Annotated in this window: 17 protein-coding genes; 6 read left to right on the top strand and 11 right to left on the bottom strand. The window is 42.9% G+C overall.

Features of this window, described 5'->3' with window-relative positions:
- Positions 1–23 precede the first annotated feature (23 nt).
- Positions 24–476 (top strand): FlxA-like family protein, encoded by a 453-nt coding sequence (locus SPUTW3181_RS13365; protein WP_011789838.1) that lies wholly within the window; start codon positions 24–26, stop codon positions 474–476.
- 94 nt (positions 477–570) lie between these two features.
- On the opposite strand, the gene SPUTW3181_RS13370 is transcribed toward SPUTW3181_RS13365, so the two are convergent.
- The 7 genes from SPUTW3181_RS13370 to rssA form a co-directional block, all read right to left on the bottom strand.
- On the bottom strand, positions 571–1,362 hold the full coding sequence (locus tag SPUTW3181_RS13370; protein WP_227498162.1) for a hypothetical protein: 792 nt from the start codon (positions 1,360–1,362) through the stop codon (positions 571–573).
- A 171-nt stretch (positions 1,363–1,533) separates the two neighbouring features.
- Positions 1,534–2,145, bottom strand: coding sequence for a GTP cyclohydrolase II (gene ribA / locus SPUTW3181_RS13375; RefSeq protein ID WP_011789840.1), 612 nt, complete (start codon positions 2,143–2,145; stop codon positions 1,534–1,536).
- Positions 2,146–2,400: 255 nt separating this feature from the next.
- Positions 2,401–2,757 (bottom strand): YibL family ribosome-associated protein, encoded by a 357-nt coding sequence (locus tag SPUTW3181_RS13380; RefSeq protein ID WP_011789841.1) that lies wholly within the window; start codon positions 2,755–2,757, stop codon positions 2,401–2,403.
- A 114-nt stretch (positions 2,758–2,871) separates the two neighbouring features.
- Entirely contained in the window at positions 2,872–3,333 is a 462-nt protein-coding gene (gene nrdG, locus SPUTW3181_RS13385) for an anaerobic ribonucleoside-triphosphate reductase-activating protein (protein WP_011789842.1), read from the bottom strand.
- A 115-nt stretch (positions 3,334–3,448) separates the two neighbouring features.
- Positions 3,449–5,566 carry an anaerobic ribonucleoside-triphosphate reductase gene (gene nrdD / locus SPUTW3181_RS13390; protein ID WP_011789843.1) on the bottom strand — a complete coding sequence of 706 codons (2,118 nt, stop codon included), beginning with the start codon at positions 5,564–5,566 and terminating at the stop codon, positions 3,449–3,451.
- 267 nt (positions 5,567–5,833) lie between these two features.
- Positions 5,834–6,523, bottom strand: coding sequence for a hypothetical protein (locus SPUTW3181_RS13395; RefSeq protein ID WP_011789844.1), 690 nt, complete (start codon positions 6,521–6,523; stop codon positions 5,834–5,836).
- 86 nt (positions 6,524–6,609) lie between these two features.
- Complete coding sequence (rssA, locus tag SPUTW3181_RS13400) at positions 6,610–7,572, bottom strand: patatin-like phospholipase RssA (RefSeq protein ID WP_011789845.1); 963 nt, start codon at positions 7,570–7,572, stop codon at positions 6,610–6,612.
- A 246-nt stretch (positions 7,573–7,818) separates the two neighbouring features.
- Between rssA and SPUTW3181_RS13405 the strand changes: the two genes are divergently transcribed.
- The 4 genes from SPUTW3181_RS13405 (at position 7,819) to SPUTW3181_RS13420 (ending at position 10,864) form a co-directional block, all read left to right on the top strand.
- The gene (locus SPUTW3181_RS13405; RefSeq protein ID WP_011789846.1) at positions 7,819–9,168 is read left to right on the top strand and encodes a DEAD/DEAH box helicase; all 1,350 of its coding nucleotides are present in this window, start codon (positions 7,819–7,821) and stop codon (positions 9,166–9,168) included.
- Between the two features lie 139 nt (positions 9,169–9,307).
- Positions 9,308–9,745, top strand: coding sequence for a DUF3010 family protein (locus SPUTW3181_RS13410; RefSeq protein WP_011789847.1), 438 nt, complete (start codon positions 9,308–9,310; stop codon positions 9,743–9,745).
- 41 nt (positions 9,746–9,786) lie between these two features.
- Entirely contained in the window at positions 9,787–10,296 is a 510-nt protein-coding gene (locus tag SPUTW3181_RS13415; RefSeq protein WP_011789848.1) for a M48 family metallopeptidase, read from the top strand.
- 97 nt (positions 10,297–10,393) lie between these two features.
- Positions 10,394–10,864 carry a hypothetical protein gene (locus tag SPUTW3181_RS13420; protein WP_011789849.1) on the top strand — a complete coding sequence of 157 codons (471 nt, stop codon included), beginning with the start codon at positions 10,394–10,396 and terminating at the stop codon, positions 10,862–10,864.
- 324 nt (positions 10,865–11,188) lie between these two features.
- On the opposite strand, the gene SPUTW3181_RS13425 is transcribed toward SPUTW3181_RS13420, so the two are convergent.
- The 4 genes from SPUTW3181_RS13425 to SPUTW3181_RS13440 form a co-directional block, all read right to left on the bottom strand.
- Positions 11,189–12,484, bottom strand: coding sequence for a peptidoglycan DD-metalloendopeptidase family protein (locus tag SPUTW3181_RS13425; protein ID WP_011789850.1), 1,296 nt, complete (start codon positions 12,482–12,484; stop codon positions 11,189–11,191).
- A 265-nt stretch (positions 12,485–12,749) separates the two neighbouring features.
- Positions 12,750–15,806 carry an AAA family ATPase gene (locus SPUTW3181_RS13430; RefSeq protein WP_011789851.1) on the bottom strand — a complete coding sequence of 1,019 codons (3,057 nt, stop codon included), beginning with the start codon at positions 15,804–15,806 and terminating at the stop codon, positions 12,750–12,752.
- Entirely contained in the window at positions 15,803–16,948 is a 1,146-nt protein-coding gene (locus tag SPUTW3181_RS13435) for an exonuclease SbcCD subunit D (protein WP_011789852.1), read from the bottom strand. The genes SPUTW3181_RS13430 and SPUTW3181_RS13435 overlap by 4 nt, the downstream gene beginning before the upstream one ends.
- A 382-nt stretch (positions 16,949–17,330) precedes the next feature.
- Positions 17,331–18,104: a TSUP family transporter gene (locus SPUTW3181_RS13440; protein ID WP_011789853.1), complete on the bottom strand. Its 774-nt coding sequence runs from the start codon at positions 18,102–18,104 to the stop codon at positions 17,331–17,333.
- A 157-nt stretch (positions 18,105–18,261) separates the two neighbouring features.
- On the opposite strand from SPUTW3181_RS13440, the gene SPUTW3181_RS13445 reads away from it, so the two are divergent.
- A complete protein-coding gene (locus tag SPUTW3181_RS13445; RefSeq protein ID WP_011789854.1) occupies positions 18,262–19,167 on the top strand; it encodes a LysR substrate-binding domain-containing protein in 906 nt (301 codons plus the stop codon).
- Positions 19,168–19,273: the final 106 nt, after the last annotated feature.

Genomic DNA, 19,273 nt, shown 5'->3' on the forward strand with positions numbered 1-19,273 from the left:
TCAGGCGTAATTAGGAGCCCTCGATGAATATTAATGGATTAAACAATGCGGCAAGTGGCACTATATTTAAACCCGTTTCCAGTGCTTATATTGCCATATCTCCAACATCATCTGCCGCCACGACAGATAGCACTGAAGAGAATAGCAGCCAAGATACTGTATCAATCTCCAATGCTGGTCGTACGGCTTTAGCCACCGATTTTGGCTCCGCACTAAGAGAAAGTAACGCAGAGAAAAAACAACAAGCCGAAGCCGCTGAATCAGAAAAAGCCACCTCTCCAATTGATCAACAAATCGAACGGATAAAAGAGCAGATAAAAGCCTTGCAAGAAATGCTAGCAAAGCTTGAAGGTGATAATTCAGAAGCGGCTGAGCAACAACGCAAGCTGATCCAAGAGCAAATATTACAGCTTAGTAGTCAAATAGCTGTCTTAATGGATAAGAAGATGCGGGATGCACAGAAATCGGCAGGGTAATAGCTATGTTTAAAAAATAGCGGTTAAGATGTTAACTTTTTAGCGCTTTGACGGGGTTTCAAGTGTGTAGAAGTGAATTAGAACTGGATTAATATTAAATAGGAAAACTAAATAATAAACGCCAAATGCTTAATCCATCACCTGTGCGATAACTTAAGCCAATTCGGTCGATACTGAGTAAATCTGCACCTATAGGCTTAGAAAAAGCAAAGGTCGCACCCAGTTCATAACTCCCCGAAACTACCGTATCCTGTTCACTATCACTACTGAAATTGAGTGCATTAAAATACCAATAACCGAGTACAAATAGTCTGGGTTGAACTTGGATATTTTGCCATTGCCAACGAGGTGAAAGCCCTATATCAATACCAGTTTGTAGTACTGCAAATTGGTCTGTGAGATGACCAAGTCGCTCACTATAGCCAGCAAAATGTAATCTCGATACCCAAACACTCTCTTCTCCACCCAGAGTAAAATCATATAAGGTACTTATACCTGTCGCTAAAATTGCCACATTCTCACTGGTATCGAAGTTTGTTCCAAAACCCACATCAAAATAGGCCTCCATACGCGTGTTTTCACTTGCCTGCCAATGGTGCTCAATACCTGGAGTGACCGTCATAGTCCCAACGGATGAAGGAAATTCACCTTCGGTGAGATCTTGGGCTAAATAATCAAAAAAACCAAAGGAGAGAGGCAAGCGTAGCCATGTTTGGCTGTCATTGTCTTTTTGAAAATCGAAGGAAAGCGGAACGCTCACAACCGTGGCATTTTGTTCTGCCGCTCGATAAACCCCTGTGCCAAGGTAGCTACCAAAAGCATATACAGAATTAGGATTACTCTGATTTTCTGCGGCTAAATGATTGCTCGTTGGTGAAGAAGGGATGAAATCTTGCTCTGATAGATAGGCCTGCGCCAACGTCACATTAGGAATAAGGCTCCCTAATAGCCACGCCGACACAGGTAAATTTTTTAAGTATAACCGGCTAAAAAAAGGGCTCAATTGACTTAAACCATCCTAGTTTATATGACTTAACCGGTTATTAGCTCAAAACACTCAGTCTTCATCTACAAAATGATACTCGGACATCATATGGCCTAGCTCTGTGGATTTGGTTTTTAAATAGGCTTCGTTATAACGGTTTTTGCCCACTTGCAGAGGAACTCGTTCAACGACTTCTATACCAAACTCTTTCATCGCTTTGACTTTGCGCGGATTATTGGTCATTAAACGTACGTGCTTCACACCAATCTGCTCAAGCATGGGTTTGATCATATCGTACTTACGCATATCCGCAGGAAAACCTAATTGCTCGTTTGCTTCAACCGTATTTGCACCTTTATCTTGTAACTCATAGGCGCGGATCTTATTCAACAAGCCAATTCCACGGCCTTCTTGACGTAAATATAAAATAAAACCGCAACCTGTTTCGGCAATATTTTGCATAGCCGTTTGTAGCTGAAAACCACAGTCACAACGCAGGCTAAATAGCGCATCACCAGTCAAACATTCTGAATGGATACGGCCTAAAACAGGCTCATCAGCACTAAGTGTTCCAAAGGTGAGTGCGACATGCTCTTTGCCTGTTTCTGTATCTTCAAAACCATGCATAGCAAACACACCCCAAGGAGTGGGTAACTTTGACGTCGCGACATATTTTATCGACATGACATAACCTTAACGACAACTCTCATTCCATGAGACGAAGAAACATCCCTAAAAACAAAACTAAGTTAGGCTCTTAAGCAACGAGCACCGTATTTTAAAGTGTATTGGGCAATCCATTCAATCAACTGCAATATAAATCAGGTTTGATTATATCTGATTGCCGACCTGACAATGAGGGAAGTAGCATATCATCGACACTCGAATCTATACTTGTTCTCCCCTATTTACTTGTGCCAGATTTACGTATCTTGAGTCTTAAAACTTCGCAGGAGCGTAACCCGTCACTTCGGTTAATCCCATCTCACGGCCGAGAGCCGTCATTGGGTGAACCACAACCAGACCCTTAACGGACTTTTTCAATTGCCCCATGTCCGCTTGTTCTGCTTTAGTCAACGCTCGATGAAAAGGCAGATGTTTAATATCATCTCCCTGCTTATGCAATAAGCGTGTATGTTGGCCTTTTACACTGCTAATTTGCTTAGTGACTGCAGCGATTTCGCGTTTGAACTGAGCAATAACAGCCTCATCACCTCGTTGTTCAGCCGCAGCAAGTTTACGACGAAATTTATCTAGCTTATCATTAAGCTGCTGCAGTTCTTGCTTTAAATTCATTCTGTTACCTTAAATTACCTATGTTAGCCACAGTAAAATCTTAGCCTAATTATGCTAGCATCTGTGTCAAGGCTTGGGATTATAACAGCAAGTTGCAGATCCTCGTTACCGCTTTTATAACAAACGTATGATCTGATTACTGCTACCTCGAAATGGTAAACTTGGATCCGCTAAACTTTGTTCAAATTTTCCATCAACCAGTACATCAATGTAAGTAAGCACAGCCTTTTGCTGTTCAGATAGGTCATCAAGTACATAACCTGTCCATAGCCAAATGTCTTTATTCTCACATTCGGCTTTGACCCGTTTAACTAAGGCTAATACCGCCTCAAGATTAGCGGGCAATAAAGGATCGCCCCCGGAAAGTGACAGGCCTCGGCGAACAATGCGCTTATCATTAAGATCCGCAATAATACGATCTTCCATTGCTTTATCAAAAGGATGACCAGATCGCACATCCCAAGTACTTTGATTATAGCAACCACGACACTGGTGCTCACAGCCCGAAACAAACAAGGTTGCCCGGGTTCCCGGACCATTGACCACATCGATGGGATAATATTGGTGATAATTCATGAACTCAGTCCTAGGTTCAACACCTTGAGCCAATTTAGACTAAAACACGCAACGCAGCAGAGTATTCTCGTACTGCGTTCCAAGGTCAGTTTAACAGAAGAATAATGCAAGATGGTTACAAGTGTTTGATCCTACGTTTTACCTCTTCCTGCTTACCATGGTTAAATGGTCTTGCGTCTGGGCTACCTAAATAACCACAAACACGGCGAGTGACTGACACTCTGCTTGGCTCATGGTTACCACATTTCGGACAAGTAAACCCTTTACTTGTACAGCTAAATTCCCCAGTAAAACCACAGTCATAACATTCATCAATAGGCGTATTTGTCCCATAATAAGGTACGCGGCTATAACTGTAATCCCAGACATTTTCTAATGCTTCGAGGTTATGTTGCATATTGGGATATTCGCCGTAGCAAATAAACCCACCGCTAGCAATTGCCGGATAGGGCTGTTCAAAATCGATTTTGTCATAAGGGTTTACGTGTTTTTCTACATCTAAATGAAAACTATTAGTGTAATAGCCTTTATCAGTGACGCCTGCCACTACACCATATTGCTTCGCATCCAATTTGCAGAAACGACTACAAAGGCTCTCACTGGGCGTACTATATAAGCTAAAACCATAACCTGTTTCTGCTTTCCAAGCATCAGTCGCAGCCTTGAGATAGGCAACTATCGCAATGGCCTTTTCCCGTAATTCAGTACTATCAAACACATGGGATTGAGTGCCATAGAGCGCATTAATGGTTTCATGTAATCCAATGTAACCTAATGAAATCGATGCTCTACCATTTTTGAAAATTTGCGCAATATCGTCATCAGCACGTAAACGCACACCGCAAGCCCCTTCCATATAAAGAATCGGTGCCACTCGTGCTTTTACGCCATTTAAGCGTTCGATACGTGTATCTAATGCTCTGCGGGCAAGTAATAGGCGTTCATCTAAAATACGGTAAAACTCGGCCTCATTACCATTGGCTTCTAAGGCGATACGGGGCAAGTTAAGACTCACCACACCGAGGTTATTTCGCCCTTCATGGACTAACTCACCATTTTCCTTATAAGTACCTAAAAAGCTACGACAACCCATTGGAGTTTTAAATGATCCCGTCACCTTTTCAACCTGTTCATAGTTGAGAATATCGGGATACATACGCATACTCGCGCATTTGAGTGCCATTTGTTTTACATCGTAATTGCAGTCTCCTGCCTTGTGGTTAATACCATCGCGAATGGCAAACACCAGCTTTGGAAATACGGCGGTTTTACGATTTTTACCGAGACCAGCCATACGCACTTTGAGCATAGATTGCTGAATGAGGCGTGATTCCCAAGAAGTCCCTAAGCCAAACCCAAAGGTGACAAATGGTGTCTGCCCATTGGCCGTGTGTAAAGTATTCACTTCATATTCAAGGGACTGAAAGGCATCATGGCATTCTTTTTCAGTTTGAGCAGTAGCAAATGCTTTGGCATCTTTAATCTGCCAATTCAACGCGACTTGGTAGTGTTTGTCATAACTTTTTGCCACGAAAGGGGCCAACACTTCATCAATGCGATTAATGGTCGTACCGCCATAAATATGGCTCGCGACTTGGGCGATGATCTGCGCAGTGACTGCGGTCGCGGTAGAAATTGACTTTGGAGTTTCAATCTCGGCATTACCCATTTTAAAGCCATGGGTCAGCATCCCCGCCAAATCAATGAGCATGCAGTTAAACATCGGGAAAAATGGCGAGTAATCGAGATCGTGGTAATGGATTTCACCCGCTTCATGGGCTGCCACAACGTCTTTTGGCAGAATATGACTCTTGGCATAATGCTTAGCCACGATGCCAGCCAGTAAATCACGTTGTGTTGGAATAACTTTTGAGTCTTTATTGGCATTTTCATTTAGCAGCGCGGCATTACTCTGTTCAACTAGACCACGGATCTCTAAATTTAATTTACTGGTCGCTTCGCGACAAATATCCCTGTCATGGCGATATTCAATATACACTCGAGCTAATGACTTATAAGGGCCTTCCATTAGCAAGTTTTCTACAGCATCTTGCAAATGATGAATATCAACTTCGGTTAATGAGGCAACACGTTGACTGACACAAGCAGCAACAGTCGCAGCATAGTCTTCATCCTCTATCCCAACCGAGTTTGCAGCGGCCATCACTGCATCTCTTATCCTTGTTTCATCAAAAGGTGTGCGGCAACCATCCCGCTTGATCACGACTGGCATTGTTCAGTTCCTCTCCATCCCGATTAAAATTAACACTACATATAGTGATTAAATAATCCATAAGCACAATATATAGCGTATTAAGCGGTATCAATGCTGAAACTTCCATGATCCAGATCATAGTTTCTAGGATAGAAGAAAAGAACAAATAAGAACTGTAGCAAAGCCCAATGATCTGAGCATCACACCTTGACCTAAGTCATAAAGCAGGCTATTGCACAGAAGTTGATAACATACTGGCTCTGCTCACAGTTATTCACTTTTTAATTAACGTTTTGCTAATGCTAAATAGCTACTTAATTGACCAGATGCAGATTGCTGAGCCCCAAGTGATGACGCTACTTGCATGGTTGATTTAAGCCCTTGCCAAAGTTGTTTTTGCTTGTCGGTCATAGGCGGTTCAGAGTTTATATACTCTGTTAATTGCCCAAATACCTTGGCGGCTTTTTGTGCTAATACTGGCGACTGGGCATCATCCATATTGGACAGCACACTTTTTGCATCGACTAAGGTGTTGATGAGTGAGCTATTAGGTGAATTTTTGGCGAGTGTTTTTAATTCATCATCCAAAAAATCCTGCAGTGATTGTTTGCTTGGCGTCTCCTTACTCGGCACTTTAATACCATTTTGAGATAAACGCTCTACCTGTGAATCGGATAAAATACCGTCCTGTTGTAATCGAGAAACTAGTGCAGGAATATCGGCAACGCTGAATTTGCCGTCAGCAAAAAAATCCTTCGACATTGCCTGAATTTTTTGAGCCCGTAGTGCTCGTGGGGATAAGGCAATCTCATCAGAACTTGCTTGGTCGGACTTAGTCACACTCGATTGGGTTTGTGTCGTTTCAGCACTAGCATCCGTTTTGGTTGTGCTAGCCTTTTGGCTGTTTACACCATAAGCATCAATGATGCTAGCACTGCTACGATTTAGGCTCAGAGTGTTTAAAATTGAATTCATTGTCAAAACTTCGGCGTCGATAAGTGATTTGCAATTTAAGCAAAAAATAGGCCAAACAATGAGTTGTAAAATAATGTATCAATAATTCATTCTCTATGCTCGTTTCCCCGCCATAATGCCGCTTCAATCAAATGAGCCACTTTCGCGACAGCAGCTTCACCAGCGGCAATCGCCTCACTGGCACGATGAAACTCCATTGTTCCTATCTCGGCCACTTCGGGTACGATACAAATATCGGGAGGATCACCCATTAAACGCGATCGCTTATGCCTTTGCTCTAAAATACCCATTGATTGCGACATCACAGCAATCATGCCCGGATTAGATTTGGTACCAAGGGAAAACTTATCCGTCAAACTACTCACATATTCTCTGCCACGGGCAAATAAATCCATAAATCCCGTATCCTGTCTAGCAGGCAAATCCATTTCTCCTTGAGTGGCCTTATGACTTGTCATATTAACAGGCAAAACCTGTAATCGTCCCGGATGATATCCATTTAAATCAACGGCAATCACAATATCGACCCCCATTGCACGACTCACCGACACGGGAACAGGATTTACCACTGCACCATCCACTAACCAGCGTTCACCTTGTCGAACGGGTGCTAGAATACCGGGCATAGAACAAGAAGCCCTAACCGCTTGGCGTAAATCCCCATGGCGAAACCAAATCTCTTGCCCTGAATATAAATCGGTTGCCACAGCAGCAAACGGACGATTAAGCTCCTCAATCTTCACATCACCAATACGGGATTGCAGTACATCGAAGACTTTATCGCCACCAATCAAGCCCCCTTTTCGCCAACGAATATCCATCAATCCTAAAACATCCCAACTGGAAAAGCTTCGTACCCATTCTTCAAGTTCAGGTAAATGGTCATGGGCGTATGCGGCACCAACTAACGCCCCTATAGAACAGCCCGCAACTTTATCAGGCTTAACCCCCATAGCCGCTAGTCCATTTAATACACCAATATGTGCCCACCCTTTTGCCGCTCCACTACCTAAGGCAATACCAATAGTGGGTGACGTTCCCCTTACCATAAAATGCTTCCTCTTTACTGACCGATACACAGAATAACCTAAGTTTCCATCACATCGGCTGTCAATGGTGAAATACACATAATTAAGAGGTTGTAATGTCAATGCAAAATAATGCTACTGAGTGAAACTAGTCCATGCTGTTTTTTCTCAAAATGGTGCTAAACCGAGATAATTATCAATGTGGATAGCTGAGAACAGCCCTTTAAGGCTATAATCTGCCCTTACTACGTTTTTGGGGATATACCTTTGCAATTTACCGATTTTTCTCTGGACCAGCGTCTTTTACAAAGCTTAAAACATATGGGGATCACCGCCCCCACCGCCATCCAGGAACAAACACTGCCTATCGCATTGGCAGGTAAAGATTTAATGGCTTCGTCAAAAACAGGCTCGGGTAAAACCTTGGCCTTTTTGCTGCCAGCATTGCAAAGAGTTATATCCACCCGCTCACTCAGTAAACGCGATCCTAGAGTATTGATTTTATTACCGACACGCGAATTAGCTCACCAAGTTTATAGTCAGCTTCGCTTACTGGTGGCCAACACTCAGTACAAGGCGATTAGTGTACTTGGGGGGGAGAATTTTAATGATCAAGCTAAAGCATTAGCAAAAGAGCCCCATTTCATCGTGGCGACACCTGGACGCATTGCCGATCATTTAGAGCAAAAACATTTGTTCCTCAATGGATTAGAACTATTAATCCTTGATGAAGCAGACCGTATGTTAGACTTAGGTTTTGCACCACAGCTTAAAACGATCAATGAAGCCGCTGATCATAAACGTCGTCAAACCTTAATGTTCTCCGCCACCTTAGATCACAGTGAAATCAATGATATTGCAGCTACACTGCTAAAAAATCCTGCACATGTTGCAATTGATGCATCCCATAGTGAGCACAATGACATTCATCAGCGTATTTTTCTTTGCGATCATTTAGACCATAAAGAAGCCCTGCTGACTCGCTTACTTCAGGATGAAACTCACAAACAAGTGATTGTTTTTACCGCAACCCGCCCCGATACCGAGCGATTAGCGGCAAAATTATCGACCCAAGGATTTGCGACTGCGGCACTGAGTGGCGACTTAAAGCAAGCTGCACGTAACCAAATCATGGATCAATTCGCCCGTGGCCAACAGCAAATCCTCGTCACGACCGATGTTGCATCGCGTGGTCTTGACTTACTCAATGTATCATTAGTAATTAACTTTGATATGCCTAAATTTGCCGAAGAATACGTACATCGTATCGGTCGAACTGGCAGAGCTGGCGCAAAAGGCGATGCGATATCCCTAGTTGGCCCCAAAGACTGGGATAACTTCAAGAAAGTCCAAATATTCCTCAGAAAAACATTTGAAATCAGTATTATTCCGGGTTTAGAAGCAAAATTCAGCGGTTTAAAAGAGCAATCCAAGCAAACGCCAATCAAGCGTGTTGCAAAAACCAGCACTTCTGCTGGAAAAACCAAAGCTAAAGCGGTTAAAGCCCCACCGTCTAGGGATAAACGTTTTATTACTGGGGTCGATATTGGCGATGCACCAATGCGTAGAAAGCCCACAGCCCCTTTACTGCAAGATAATGATACTGAAGAAGTTTAATTTTTAAATTAATATTGATAGTGTTGATGCTGTTATGCTCAAGACTATCAACTAGAACCATCAATGAGCGGAAGTGATTCGCGCATTGTTCTAAATTCCAGCGACAATAACGCTATTATTGATATTTTGAAGGTGTAACATGAGAGTTTGTGGTGTTGAGTTAAAAGGTGGCGAGGCCATCATCAGTCTATTGAGCTATGAAGGTGAAACATTTAATGTCCCTGAATGCCGTAAGGTATCCTTCAGTGTTTCGCAATCATCAACTACCGAGGCTATACGTGACTTTCATTTTGCTTTTCATAAACTCATGCAAGATTATAAGGTCGATGAAGTTGTTATCATCGAACGTGAACAAAAAGGTAAATTGGCTGGTTCTGCCACCAGCTTTAAGTTAGAAGCTGCCATCCAATTAGGCGATATACCCGTCCATCTGTTATCACCCGTGACCATTAAAGAACAAAATAAACGCAATCCTCCCCAAGTGGATTTTGACAGTTTAGATCTTAAACGGGTACAACAAGCCGCTTTTGAAGCCGCTTACGCTCAGCAAAATCGCCATATTTTCGGTAAGGTATAATTACAATTTGGGCTCCGATCCGCTTCGGAGCCTTGAAACTTATGCAATCATTAAAATACCTCAACGGCTACAGTCCTGATATCCAAGACCAAGTGCAACAGCTACTCGATGCAGGTACCCTACCAAATGTACTTTTGCGTCGTCACCCTAAAATCCATGATATTCGTAGTGACAAAGCGCTCTATGACTATACCCAAGAGATAAAAAACAGTTTTCTACGTCAATCATCACCATTATCAAAAGTGATTTTTGACGATAAAATTAACATTAGTCATCATGCACTTGGCTTGCATTCCTATGTAGCACGAGTTCAAGGCAATAAAATCAAAGCGAAGAACGAAATTCGCATTTCTTCGCGTTTAAAGCGTGTACCAGAACCTTTGTTGCGTATGGTCGTCGTACATGAATTAGCCCATTTAAAAGAAAAAGATCACAACAAAGCTTTCTATAATTTGTGCATCCATATGGAGCCGGATTATCACCAGTTTGAATTTGATTTACGCTTATTATTAACTTGTATCGACGCTAACATATCCCCTTATTCTGCTTAATCTGTAAACAATTTAGCGCTTATAAACACCCACCACTTGACTGATAATAATTTTCATTTAGACTCATAAAGTCACTTTAGTAAAGAAGCGATATGATATGAAAAAGCGTCAAATTGATAAGCTGCTTGATAAATGGTGTAAAAAACAAGCAAAAAAGATACTAAAGAGGCAGGCTAAATTAACAAGCGCACGCGCAAAATTGACATATCACCAAATAAGGCCGAATTTTATTGTTGATATCATTGATAAAGAGAAAATACAAAGTAAAAAAGCACTTCGCAAACACATCGCTAAATTATTAGCTGCACATATCTCAGAGCCCCCCATAGACGCGCTCGATAAATCAATCTTAAAAAAGCAACTAAAGCTCGCTAAGATGACGTTTATTGCCGCAAACGATGCGAAATTATCATCACCAGTGATTATTAGACGCCTTACACCTCAACCCTCTGGACGTAGCTTTGCACTACATCCCTATAAAAAATCTCCATGTAGTGGGTGTCCGGCACTTAAAGGAAAACTCTGTAAGTGCGCATTAAAAGCCATTCATCGACGCCAAGCAAGTTAGTCGCTACGTACAATAACTTATATTGTAAAAACGGTTTTAAACCAGATTTATATTGATGGGTTTGCATTCTATAAGTCATATAATCTCACTAAACTGCCTATAACAATTTGTTTCCTCTTTTTCATTATTGCCATTGTAAGAGATAGACAGATTGACTTAATGAGAATACTCAATTTTTACCGTATTATATTGAACCTCTAAAATAAAAATGCCGATGAAATATATTATTTCATCGGCATAAGTGAGCTTTACGTTATTGTAATCCGGATTAAACTTTATGTCTCAATTCATCCGATATCAACAGTATCAAACTAGCAAGCATGATTAACCTAAATCCATTAAAGCTTGGCGGCTCTTAACCAAATTTGTAAAGGTTCTCAGTTCTTGATTTGCTAATTGACTAGACATTGGGATATCCGCTTTCATAGGATCAACTGGTTTACCATTAATATGGAACTCATAATGCAAATGTGGGCCCGTTGAACGGCCGGTATTACCTGATAAAGCAATCACTTGCCCTCGAGTCACTCGCTGACCTTTACGTACAAGGGATTTGGAAAGATGTAAATAACGGGTACGGTATTTACCACCATGTTCGATAACAATATATTTACCTGCAAATTGATGATCCGTTACTAAACTGACAACGCCATCACCCGGTGCAATCACCTTAGTACCAATAGGCACTGAAAAGTCCGTACCATTATGGGGAGAAATTCGACCAGTAATAGGGTGTTTACGGTAGGCATTAAAACGAGAACTCATACGAGGTTGTTTCGCTAATGGAATACGCTGGAATGCACGAACCAAACTCTGCCCTTTCGCATCATAATAACTACCATCAGTATGCTGAAAAGCACTCACTTCAGAACGGCCAGTTTTAATTGTTACGCCCAATATCTGGCTGCTTCCTGTCGCTTCACCTTCAACATATTGATCATTTACCAAAACCGAAAACTTATCGCCTGCACGCAAGTCACGCGCGAAATTGACTTTCTCTTTGAGTAAATCTTCAATACGTTGAATATCCGCAGCAGCTAACCCCATTTTTTGTGCTGATACGTAAAATGAACCTTTAATATCACCCGTTAAAATTCGATTTTGCCAAACACCTTCTACGTTGACTTCTTCAACGTTAAAGCTGCCATCCTCATAACGAGTAAATACGACTTGGCGTGCCGCATTAAAATACAACTCTAACTTTTGTAATTGCCCATCATTATCCAGCCAAAACTGGATCCGGTTACCAGGTAATAAGGTATCAAGGGCAAGAATATTGAGATCGGCTTCCAACACCCTATACATAGTTTGATGATCAACACCTGCTTTTGAAAATAGACCGCTTAGGGTATCTCCAGAAACGATAATACGCTCAAAATCAGGCGTATTATCTATGATAGCAGCTTGTTCAATAGATTCAGAAGTCTGAGGTAAGATATTCTCAATATCAAGAACGACAGGGATACGCTGAGTTGTTGGCACGACATGGTTATTATTCGGTAATAGCATAGCTGCACCGATCAATAAACCGCCCACTAATAGAATATTCTTATGAGTTGATGATAAATTCTGCAAACGGGGTTGCGAAAAATTGATCAAATTGGGTTTGCCTGTCTGCAACGCTTTCACCTTTCGTTATCTTTTTGGCGTTATATCTTGAACCATTACTGTAGCGGGAAGCCCGAATTTCCCCAACTTATATCAAAAAACCGATTATGACAAACGGTATTTTACTCTTTAGTTGCACAATTAATGAAAAACATGCGCTACTTAGCACTTTAAAGTGATTATGATGACTTCATCAAGATGTTAAACAAACAAAAACAAATGCTCATTAATCTTTAATAACAATATGTTACAGATAAAAAGTCATCATCTTATTGAACTAAGGCAAAACTATCGTCATTTCACTCCCATGTGAGGTTTTATGTATATCAATACGGGTATTTATCTGCTCTTTCATCTCTGAAACATGGGAGATCACCCCTATCATCCGGCCTGAGGATTGCAAATCCATTAAAGTACGAATGGCCAGCTCTAAAGAATCTTGGTCTAAACTACCAAAACCTTCGTCAATAAATAAGGTATCGAGTTTAATACCACCGGCATAGGCTTGTACTACATCGGATAAACCAAGCGCCATCGATAATGCAGCCATAAAACTTTCTCCACCACTTAATGTGGCCACAGGACGCACTTTGGAGGTGTAAGCATCTTCTACTTCCAATTCGAGCCCTGACGCTTTGTTGCCCTTGGCCCTATCTTCCTTACGCAATAAACGGTAACGCCCTTTGCTCATCAGATGTAACCTGTGGCTTGCCTCCAACAGCACATCATCGAGCAGTACACTTAACACAAAACGTTGCAGGCTGATCTTATTACCTGTATTTCCATTAGCGACATCTGCGAGGGTACCGATAACCGCATATTCATCTTCCAAAACCTTAGCTTTTGCATCGGCAATACTCAGCTGGGTTTGGGTTTGCATCAGTAATACTGTGCGGGTGTGAAGCAGCTGCCATGCCTGCTCTGCTGCGTGTAATGCTTGCTGCGCCGACTCAAGCTCGGCAGCGAGCTTAATGCTATCAGGTGGCACTTTATCTTTAAGCTTAAGCGCTAACTGTTCACACTGGGCCTTGGTCAAAGCACTGCGCTGCTGGTAAGCCTCAATCTCGCTGGCTAATGCACGCTGTTGTTCTTCATCGAGCATGGCCTCAAATAAGGCCTGTTGATCGGCAAAACCTGCTACGACTAATTGCTGATTGAGTTGCTGCTGTGCACGCGTTTGCTGGGCTAATGCCGCCTCAGCAGCATTTTCAGCACCATTAAGTGCCGCTTTAGCCGCAACAAAAGATTGGCCAGTCTGTTGTTGGAGATCCCTAACACTAGTAATCTGTTGCTTAATTTGGCTAATACTTTGCTGATTTTGCGCTATTGCTGCAGTTAAGGCCTCAAGCGTTGTAAGTGCAGATGGAACACTTTGCTGCATGTGTGCTAACTGCCCCTGCAATATATCCACTTTAGATTGCAGTGCACTGTCGTGTGTTTGCCCTTGCTCTAGCTTTTGTTGTAGATGCGTTTCCTGTGCGTGCAACAATGCAATCTCTTGCTGTAACAGCTGTAACTGCTGATGGGCTTGCTCCGCTTGAGTGAGTGAGAAAGCGTATTGCGACAAAGTATGCGTATGTTCATCTAAAGGAATATCAACCGCAGTGCCCAATTGGACCGCGAGATCTTGTGCTTGCTGTTGCAAAGTTTCTAGCTGCGTTTGTAGCCCACGATATTCCGCTCTGGCTTTGCTCAGGATTTCTTGGGCATTCGTTTCAGCCTCTAGTGCTAATTGCAGCACTTCATCACTTGGGAGTGGCTCTTGGCTTTGTGCTGGCTGTGGATGTGTTTGGCTACCACAAACAGGGCAAGGTTCATCTTGCTGTAATTGCCGCGCTAAAATAGCGGCCTGTCCTTGATGCCAAGTCAACAATAAAGCTTTATATGCAACCTGTGCTTGCTGATGCTGAGCACTGAGTTGTTGCCCTTTGACTTTAGCCTCAACAAGTTTTGCCTGTGTCAACGATACCCTTGCCACCACTTGTTGCCATTGCTGATAAGTCGACAATAATTGCTGTTGCTGCTGGTGCGCTTGTTGCAATGAGAGGCGAGTTTCGCTGTTGGCCTGTAGTTGCGGCAAAGCGGACTCTAATTCACGGCGTTTTTGGACTACGGTGGTTAACTCATGTTTGCTGTTCTGAAGTTGTGTTTTCGCGCTAATTAGCTGCGCTTGCTCTTGTTCGAGGGTTTTACTAAGCCTATCCAATTCCCTAAGCTGCGGTCCTAACGCATTCAGTTGCTGTTTAACCTGTTCCTGTTCGAGTAACGACGCTTCCAACACGGGCAAATCAGCGGTCTTAAGCTCTGCGTTATCGAAGGCTTGTTTAGCATGGATTAATGCTGTTTTCGCATGATCAAGGGCAAGACTTGCTGCCTTGGCTTCCTGCTCACGAGCCACAAACACCTCAAGCATAGGTGCCATGTGCTGCGCCTGTTTAGCCAAATTCAGTTTATAGGTTTGCGCAGCCATGTTTTCTTGCTGTGCATCAAGCGCAGCAACTGTTTGAGTTAAGGCATCAAACTGCGCAAATTCGGCCAATAAATGCTGGGCGGCATCGCTGGTTTTTATCACCCATTGTTGCTGCTGTAATGCCTGTTCTTTCGCACTTTGGGCTGTTTCAAGTTCTGGCGTAAGCTTGGCTAATTCACAGCTAAGCTCGTCATCGGATGCTAAACCCGCACTTTGTAAAATGCCATCACGGCGGCTACGTTGATCTTTCACTAAGGCGCGGATATCTGCAGCCTTACTTTTTAAGGAATCCTCAATGCGTCGGTATATATGTGTTTGAAATAGCTGACTAAATATCAGTTCCCTGGCTTTAGAGTCTGCCATTAACAATTCGCGAAATTTTCCCTGCGGCAACACCATCACTTGGCGAAACTGCTCCACATCGAGGCCAGTTAAGGCTTCAATCTCAGCAGTTGCCTCTGAGACTTTGCTCGCTACAAGCAAACTTTCATTACCCTCGGCGTCTATCTTATATAACTGAGCTTCGGGCTTCTGCACCGTTAAGCCGTCACCGTTTTTTTTAACTCTGTCTTGCTCTGGCACACGGCGAATACGATAACTGCTATTACCCAACTGAAAACTAAAAGTGACTTCTGTTAGCAAACTATCATCGGCCACATCGCAGCGCATCTGGCTGCCTTCACGCTCATTACCCGTGGTTTTGCCATAGAGGGCAAAGCAAATACCATCGAGCAAGGTCGTCTTACCCGCACCAGTGGGTCCATTAATCAAAAATAACGGATTAGTCCCTAAGGCCGTAAAATCAAGTTGTTGCGTCGATGCAAAGGGGCCAAAAGCTGACATGGAAAGGCTAAGTGGTCTCATGCTTGGCGCTCCTCATTGTGTAGCTTAGTCAGGAGTTCATCCATTACAGCTTGCTGCGCTTGTGTTAATGACTCGCCGGATACTTGAGAGAAAAAGTCACGGAACATGTCCATCTCGCCTTTTTTGATATGATCTCGGCTCAAGGTAACTTGTTGCTGCCCCGCCATCAGACCAGTTCGTTCTAAATGCAGCACATTAGGGTAAACGGCTCTCAATTTTCCCATAGCATCTAAAATGGCATGTTTATCAAGGAGTCTGACCATAAGGTAGTCCTCACGCTTGATATCCGTTTTACCTTGGGCGAGTAATGTGGCTAACTCCCCTTCTAAGATGCGGACATCGCGTATTGACGTTAATGGTAACAAACGAATTTTAATCGGCGTTTGCGCGCTAAGTTCGACTAAGGTCACCGACTTATGTTGATGTTGTTCGCTAAAGGAATACTTCAAAATCGATCCTGAGTAGCGCACATGCTCTGCACCTTTGTATTGCGGTCCGTGCAAATGTCCAAGGGCGACATAATCAAACTCAGTAAATAGCGTTGGCGATATTTTATCGGCGCCACCAATGCTCAGTGGCCGCTCAGATTCTGACTCACTGCCACCATCCAAAAAACAATGGCTTATCACCACTTTCGGCAAACCTTGGCTATCGTGCTGGCGTACTTGTTCAAGCAATAGCGTCATTGCGGCCTCATGGCTTGCCGCCTCACACTCAAAAACTTGGCGCACTGTGGCAGGTTCGGCATAGGGCAAGGGATAAAACACCACATCACCGCTTGAACTCGATAAAGTAATGGGATGAATGTCAGCACTCAAAGGCCCAATAATATGTAACCCACTTGCCGCCATTTGTTTTGCTGCAAAACCTAAGCGCTCGTGACCATCGTGGTTACCCGCAATCATAATGACTTGCAGGCCCAAATCATGCACTAAGCGGTTAAGCACATCATCTAACAGCGCAACCGCATTCGCAGGCGGAATCGATCTGTCATAAATATCCCCCGCCACAATCACGGCATCCACCTTGTGTTCATCCGCTAAAGCAATGATTTGCTCGAGCACAAAAGCTTGATCATCCAGTAGTGATTGATTGTGTAATTGACGACCTATGTGCCAGTCCGAGGTGTGGATAAATTTCATAATCGCTCTTTTAAAGAAGTGGTGGCGCTAAACCCGAACGCACATGCCGCCCGTCGATGCAAATAAGACTGGCAAGATAGACACTGCACTTATATCAATCGGATTAAATATGTACACAATATTTAAAATACACGCCAAAACAATAAGAAGCCTAAAAAGTGTATTAAAAATGACAGGTAATACTATTCAAAAAACTTGAAAGAGTACACCTAACTCAAAGTAGGATGAAACGTTTTAAGTCGTCATTTGGCGGATCTTTTGGGTGATATCCACCTCGGCTTAACTTTTGAGCCAAAATGGACGTCACTAAGATACACTCATCCGCAGCTTAAAGAGCTTCTATTGATGAGTGAGTTTTATAAAATGCTTAATATCAAATAGTTTACGAAAAAAAATTATATTGGCTCGCCAAAAGTTTAAAACTCATAGCAAGGGACATAGTCACCACCAATGGCTTGATAATCTTTGTACCTTTAGTGATCACGAGACGAGAACCTAAAGTTGCACCAATCGCTTGCCCTGCCAGCATGACTAATCCTAATAACCAAATCACTTTTCCGCCCAAGGCAAAGAAGATCAGCGAAGCAATGTTAGTGGAGAAATTAAGTAGTTTTGCGTGGGCAGTTGCCTTCGCCAAACCAAACCCCGCAAGCGATACAAAGGCCAGCGCAAAAAAGCTCCCAGTACCAGGGCCAAAAAAGCCATCGTACAATCCCACGCCCAATGCCGCAGTAAAGGCAAATGCGGTAGGTGTCAGCACTTGATGTTTATCATCTTCTGAAATCTTTTTCGAAAATAAAAAGTAACAACCAATAGCCAAAATCAAAAAAGGTAACATCAACTCAAGCACTTTAGTGTCGACGAGTTGAACTAGAATCGTACCCAATGCCGCACCGATAAATGCACAAATCAAGGCTAACTTAACGGATTTAAGATCAACCAGTCCTTTACGGACAAAGTACAAACTCGCAAAAAAACTGCCGCCACAGGCCTGCAGCTTATTTGTCCCTAAGGCAACCGCAGGCGGCAAGCCTGCCCACATCAGTGCAGGAATGGTCAGCAAGCCTCCACCACCGGCGATTGAGTCGATAAATCCCGCCACCATAGCGACAGTAAAAAGTAATACAGCAATTTGTAGCGTCAGTTCAAATTCCATGATGATTTATTATTCTTCTGATAAAAAAAGAGTGATTGCCGCGCATTAGACTGCGTTTGCCAAATAAACGCAAAGGAGTTATTGTCGCCACAGCGTGAGATAAACTCACACTAATGTTATCGTTTGTTAGGATGCTTACCTCACGAGTGGACACAAAATGTACAGCGAACTACCACCACTTAATGCCCTTAGAGCCTTCGAAGCGGCAGCACGACTCCAAAGTATGACACTTGCGAGTAAAGAACTGCATGTTACTCATGGTGCAATTAGCAAACAAATCAGGATATTAGAAGAATATTTAGGGTTTGCACTCTTTGTCCGTCTCCACAAAAAAGTGGGGCTAACCGACGAAGCTCAACGCTATTTACCCCATGTACAAGCCGCTCTACAAACCTTATCGAGTGCTACAGGTGATTTACGCCGCCAGAGCACAAGGCCGCAAACTTTAGCAATTAATGTGCTACCAAGCCTAACGATTAACTGGCTTATTCCTAGAATGGAGCAATTTAAATCCCTCCACCCTCACCTTTATGTCGATTTATCCATTGGGGATTTTGCGGTGGATTTTAACCAAGGCCGTTATGATATTGCGATCCGCAGTAGCACCGTCATACCTAAAGGAGTCAATTATATCAAGCTAATGGATGAGGATTTATGCCTTGTGTGTGCTCCCTCATTAGCACCAAAACTCAAGACTATTGCTGATATCAATCATGTCACCTTACTTAAGCACACGACCAGACCAGAACTATGGGACTATTGGGCGAAAAAAGTAGGACTTGTGTTAACTCAAGAACAAACTTTCGGGGTCGAACACTTTTATATGTTAAGCCAAGCGGCAGCGAGTGGCATGGGTGCAGCACTTATTCCACGATTTTTTATTGAAGAACAACTATCAAATGGCAGCTTAGTCATCCCCTTCGATGCGCCTTTTATTAGCCCCTATGCTTATTACCTACTCACACCAAAATCGCCCAGCTTACCATTAAAAGTCCAAGCGTTTATTGATTGGTTATTAGAGATTTTTGCCCCTTATCGCCAGTCAATTTATGAACAACCTTAATTCTGCGACTCGATTTATACCCGTCATTCCGCAGCTAATTCCAGAATTTAAATAGTGTGATCTGGCGATCAGCTTTTCATAAAAACTACGACACCATCTTGACCGC

The organism is Shewanella sp. W3-18-1, assembly GCF_000015185.1.
In the GTDB taxonomy this organism is placed as follows: Bacteria; Pseudomonadota; Gammaproteobacteria; order Enterobacterales; family Shewanellaceae; genus Shewanella; species Shewanella putrefaciens.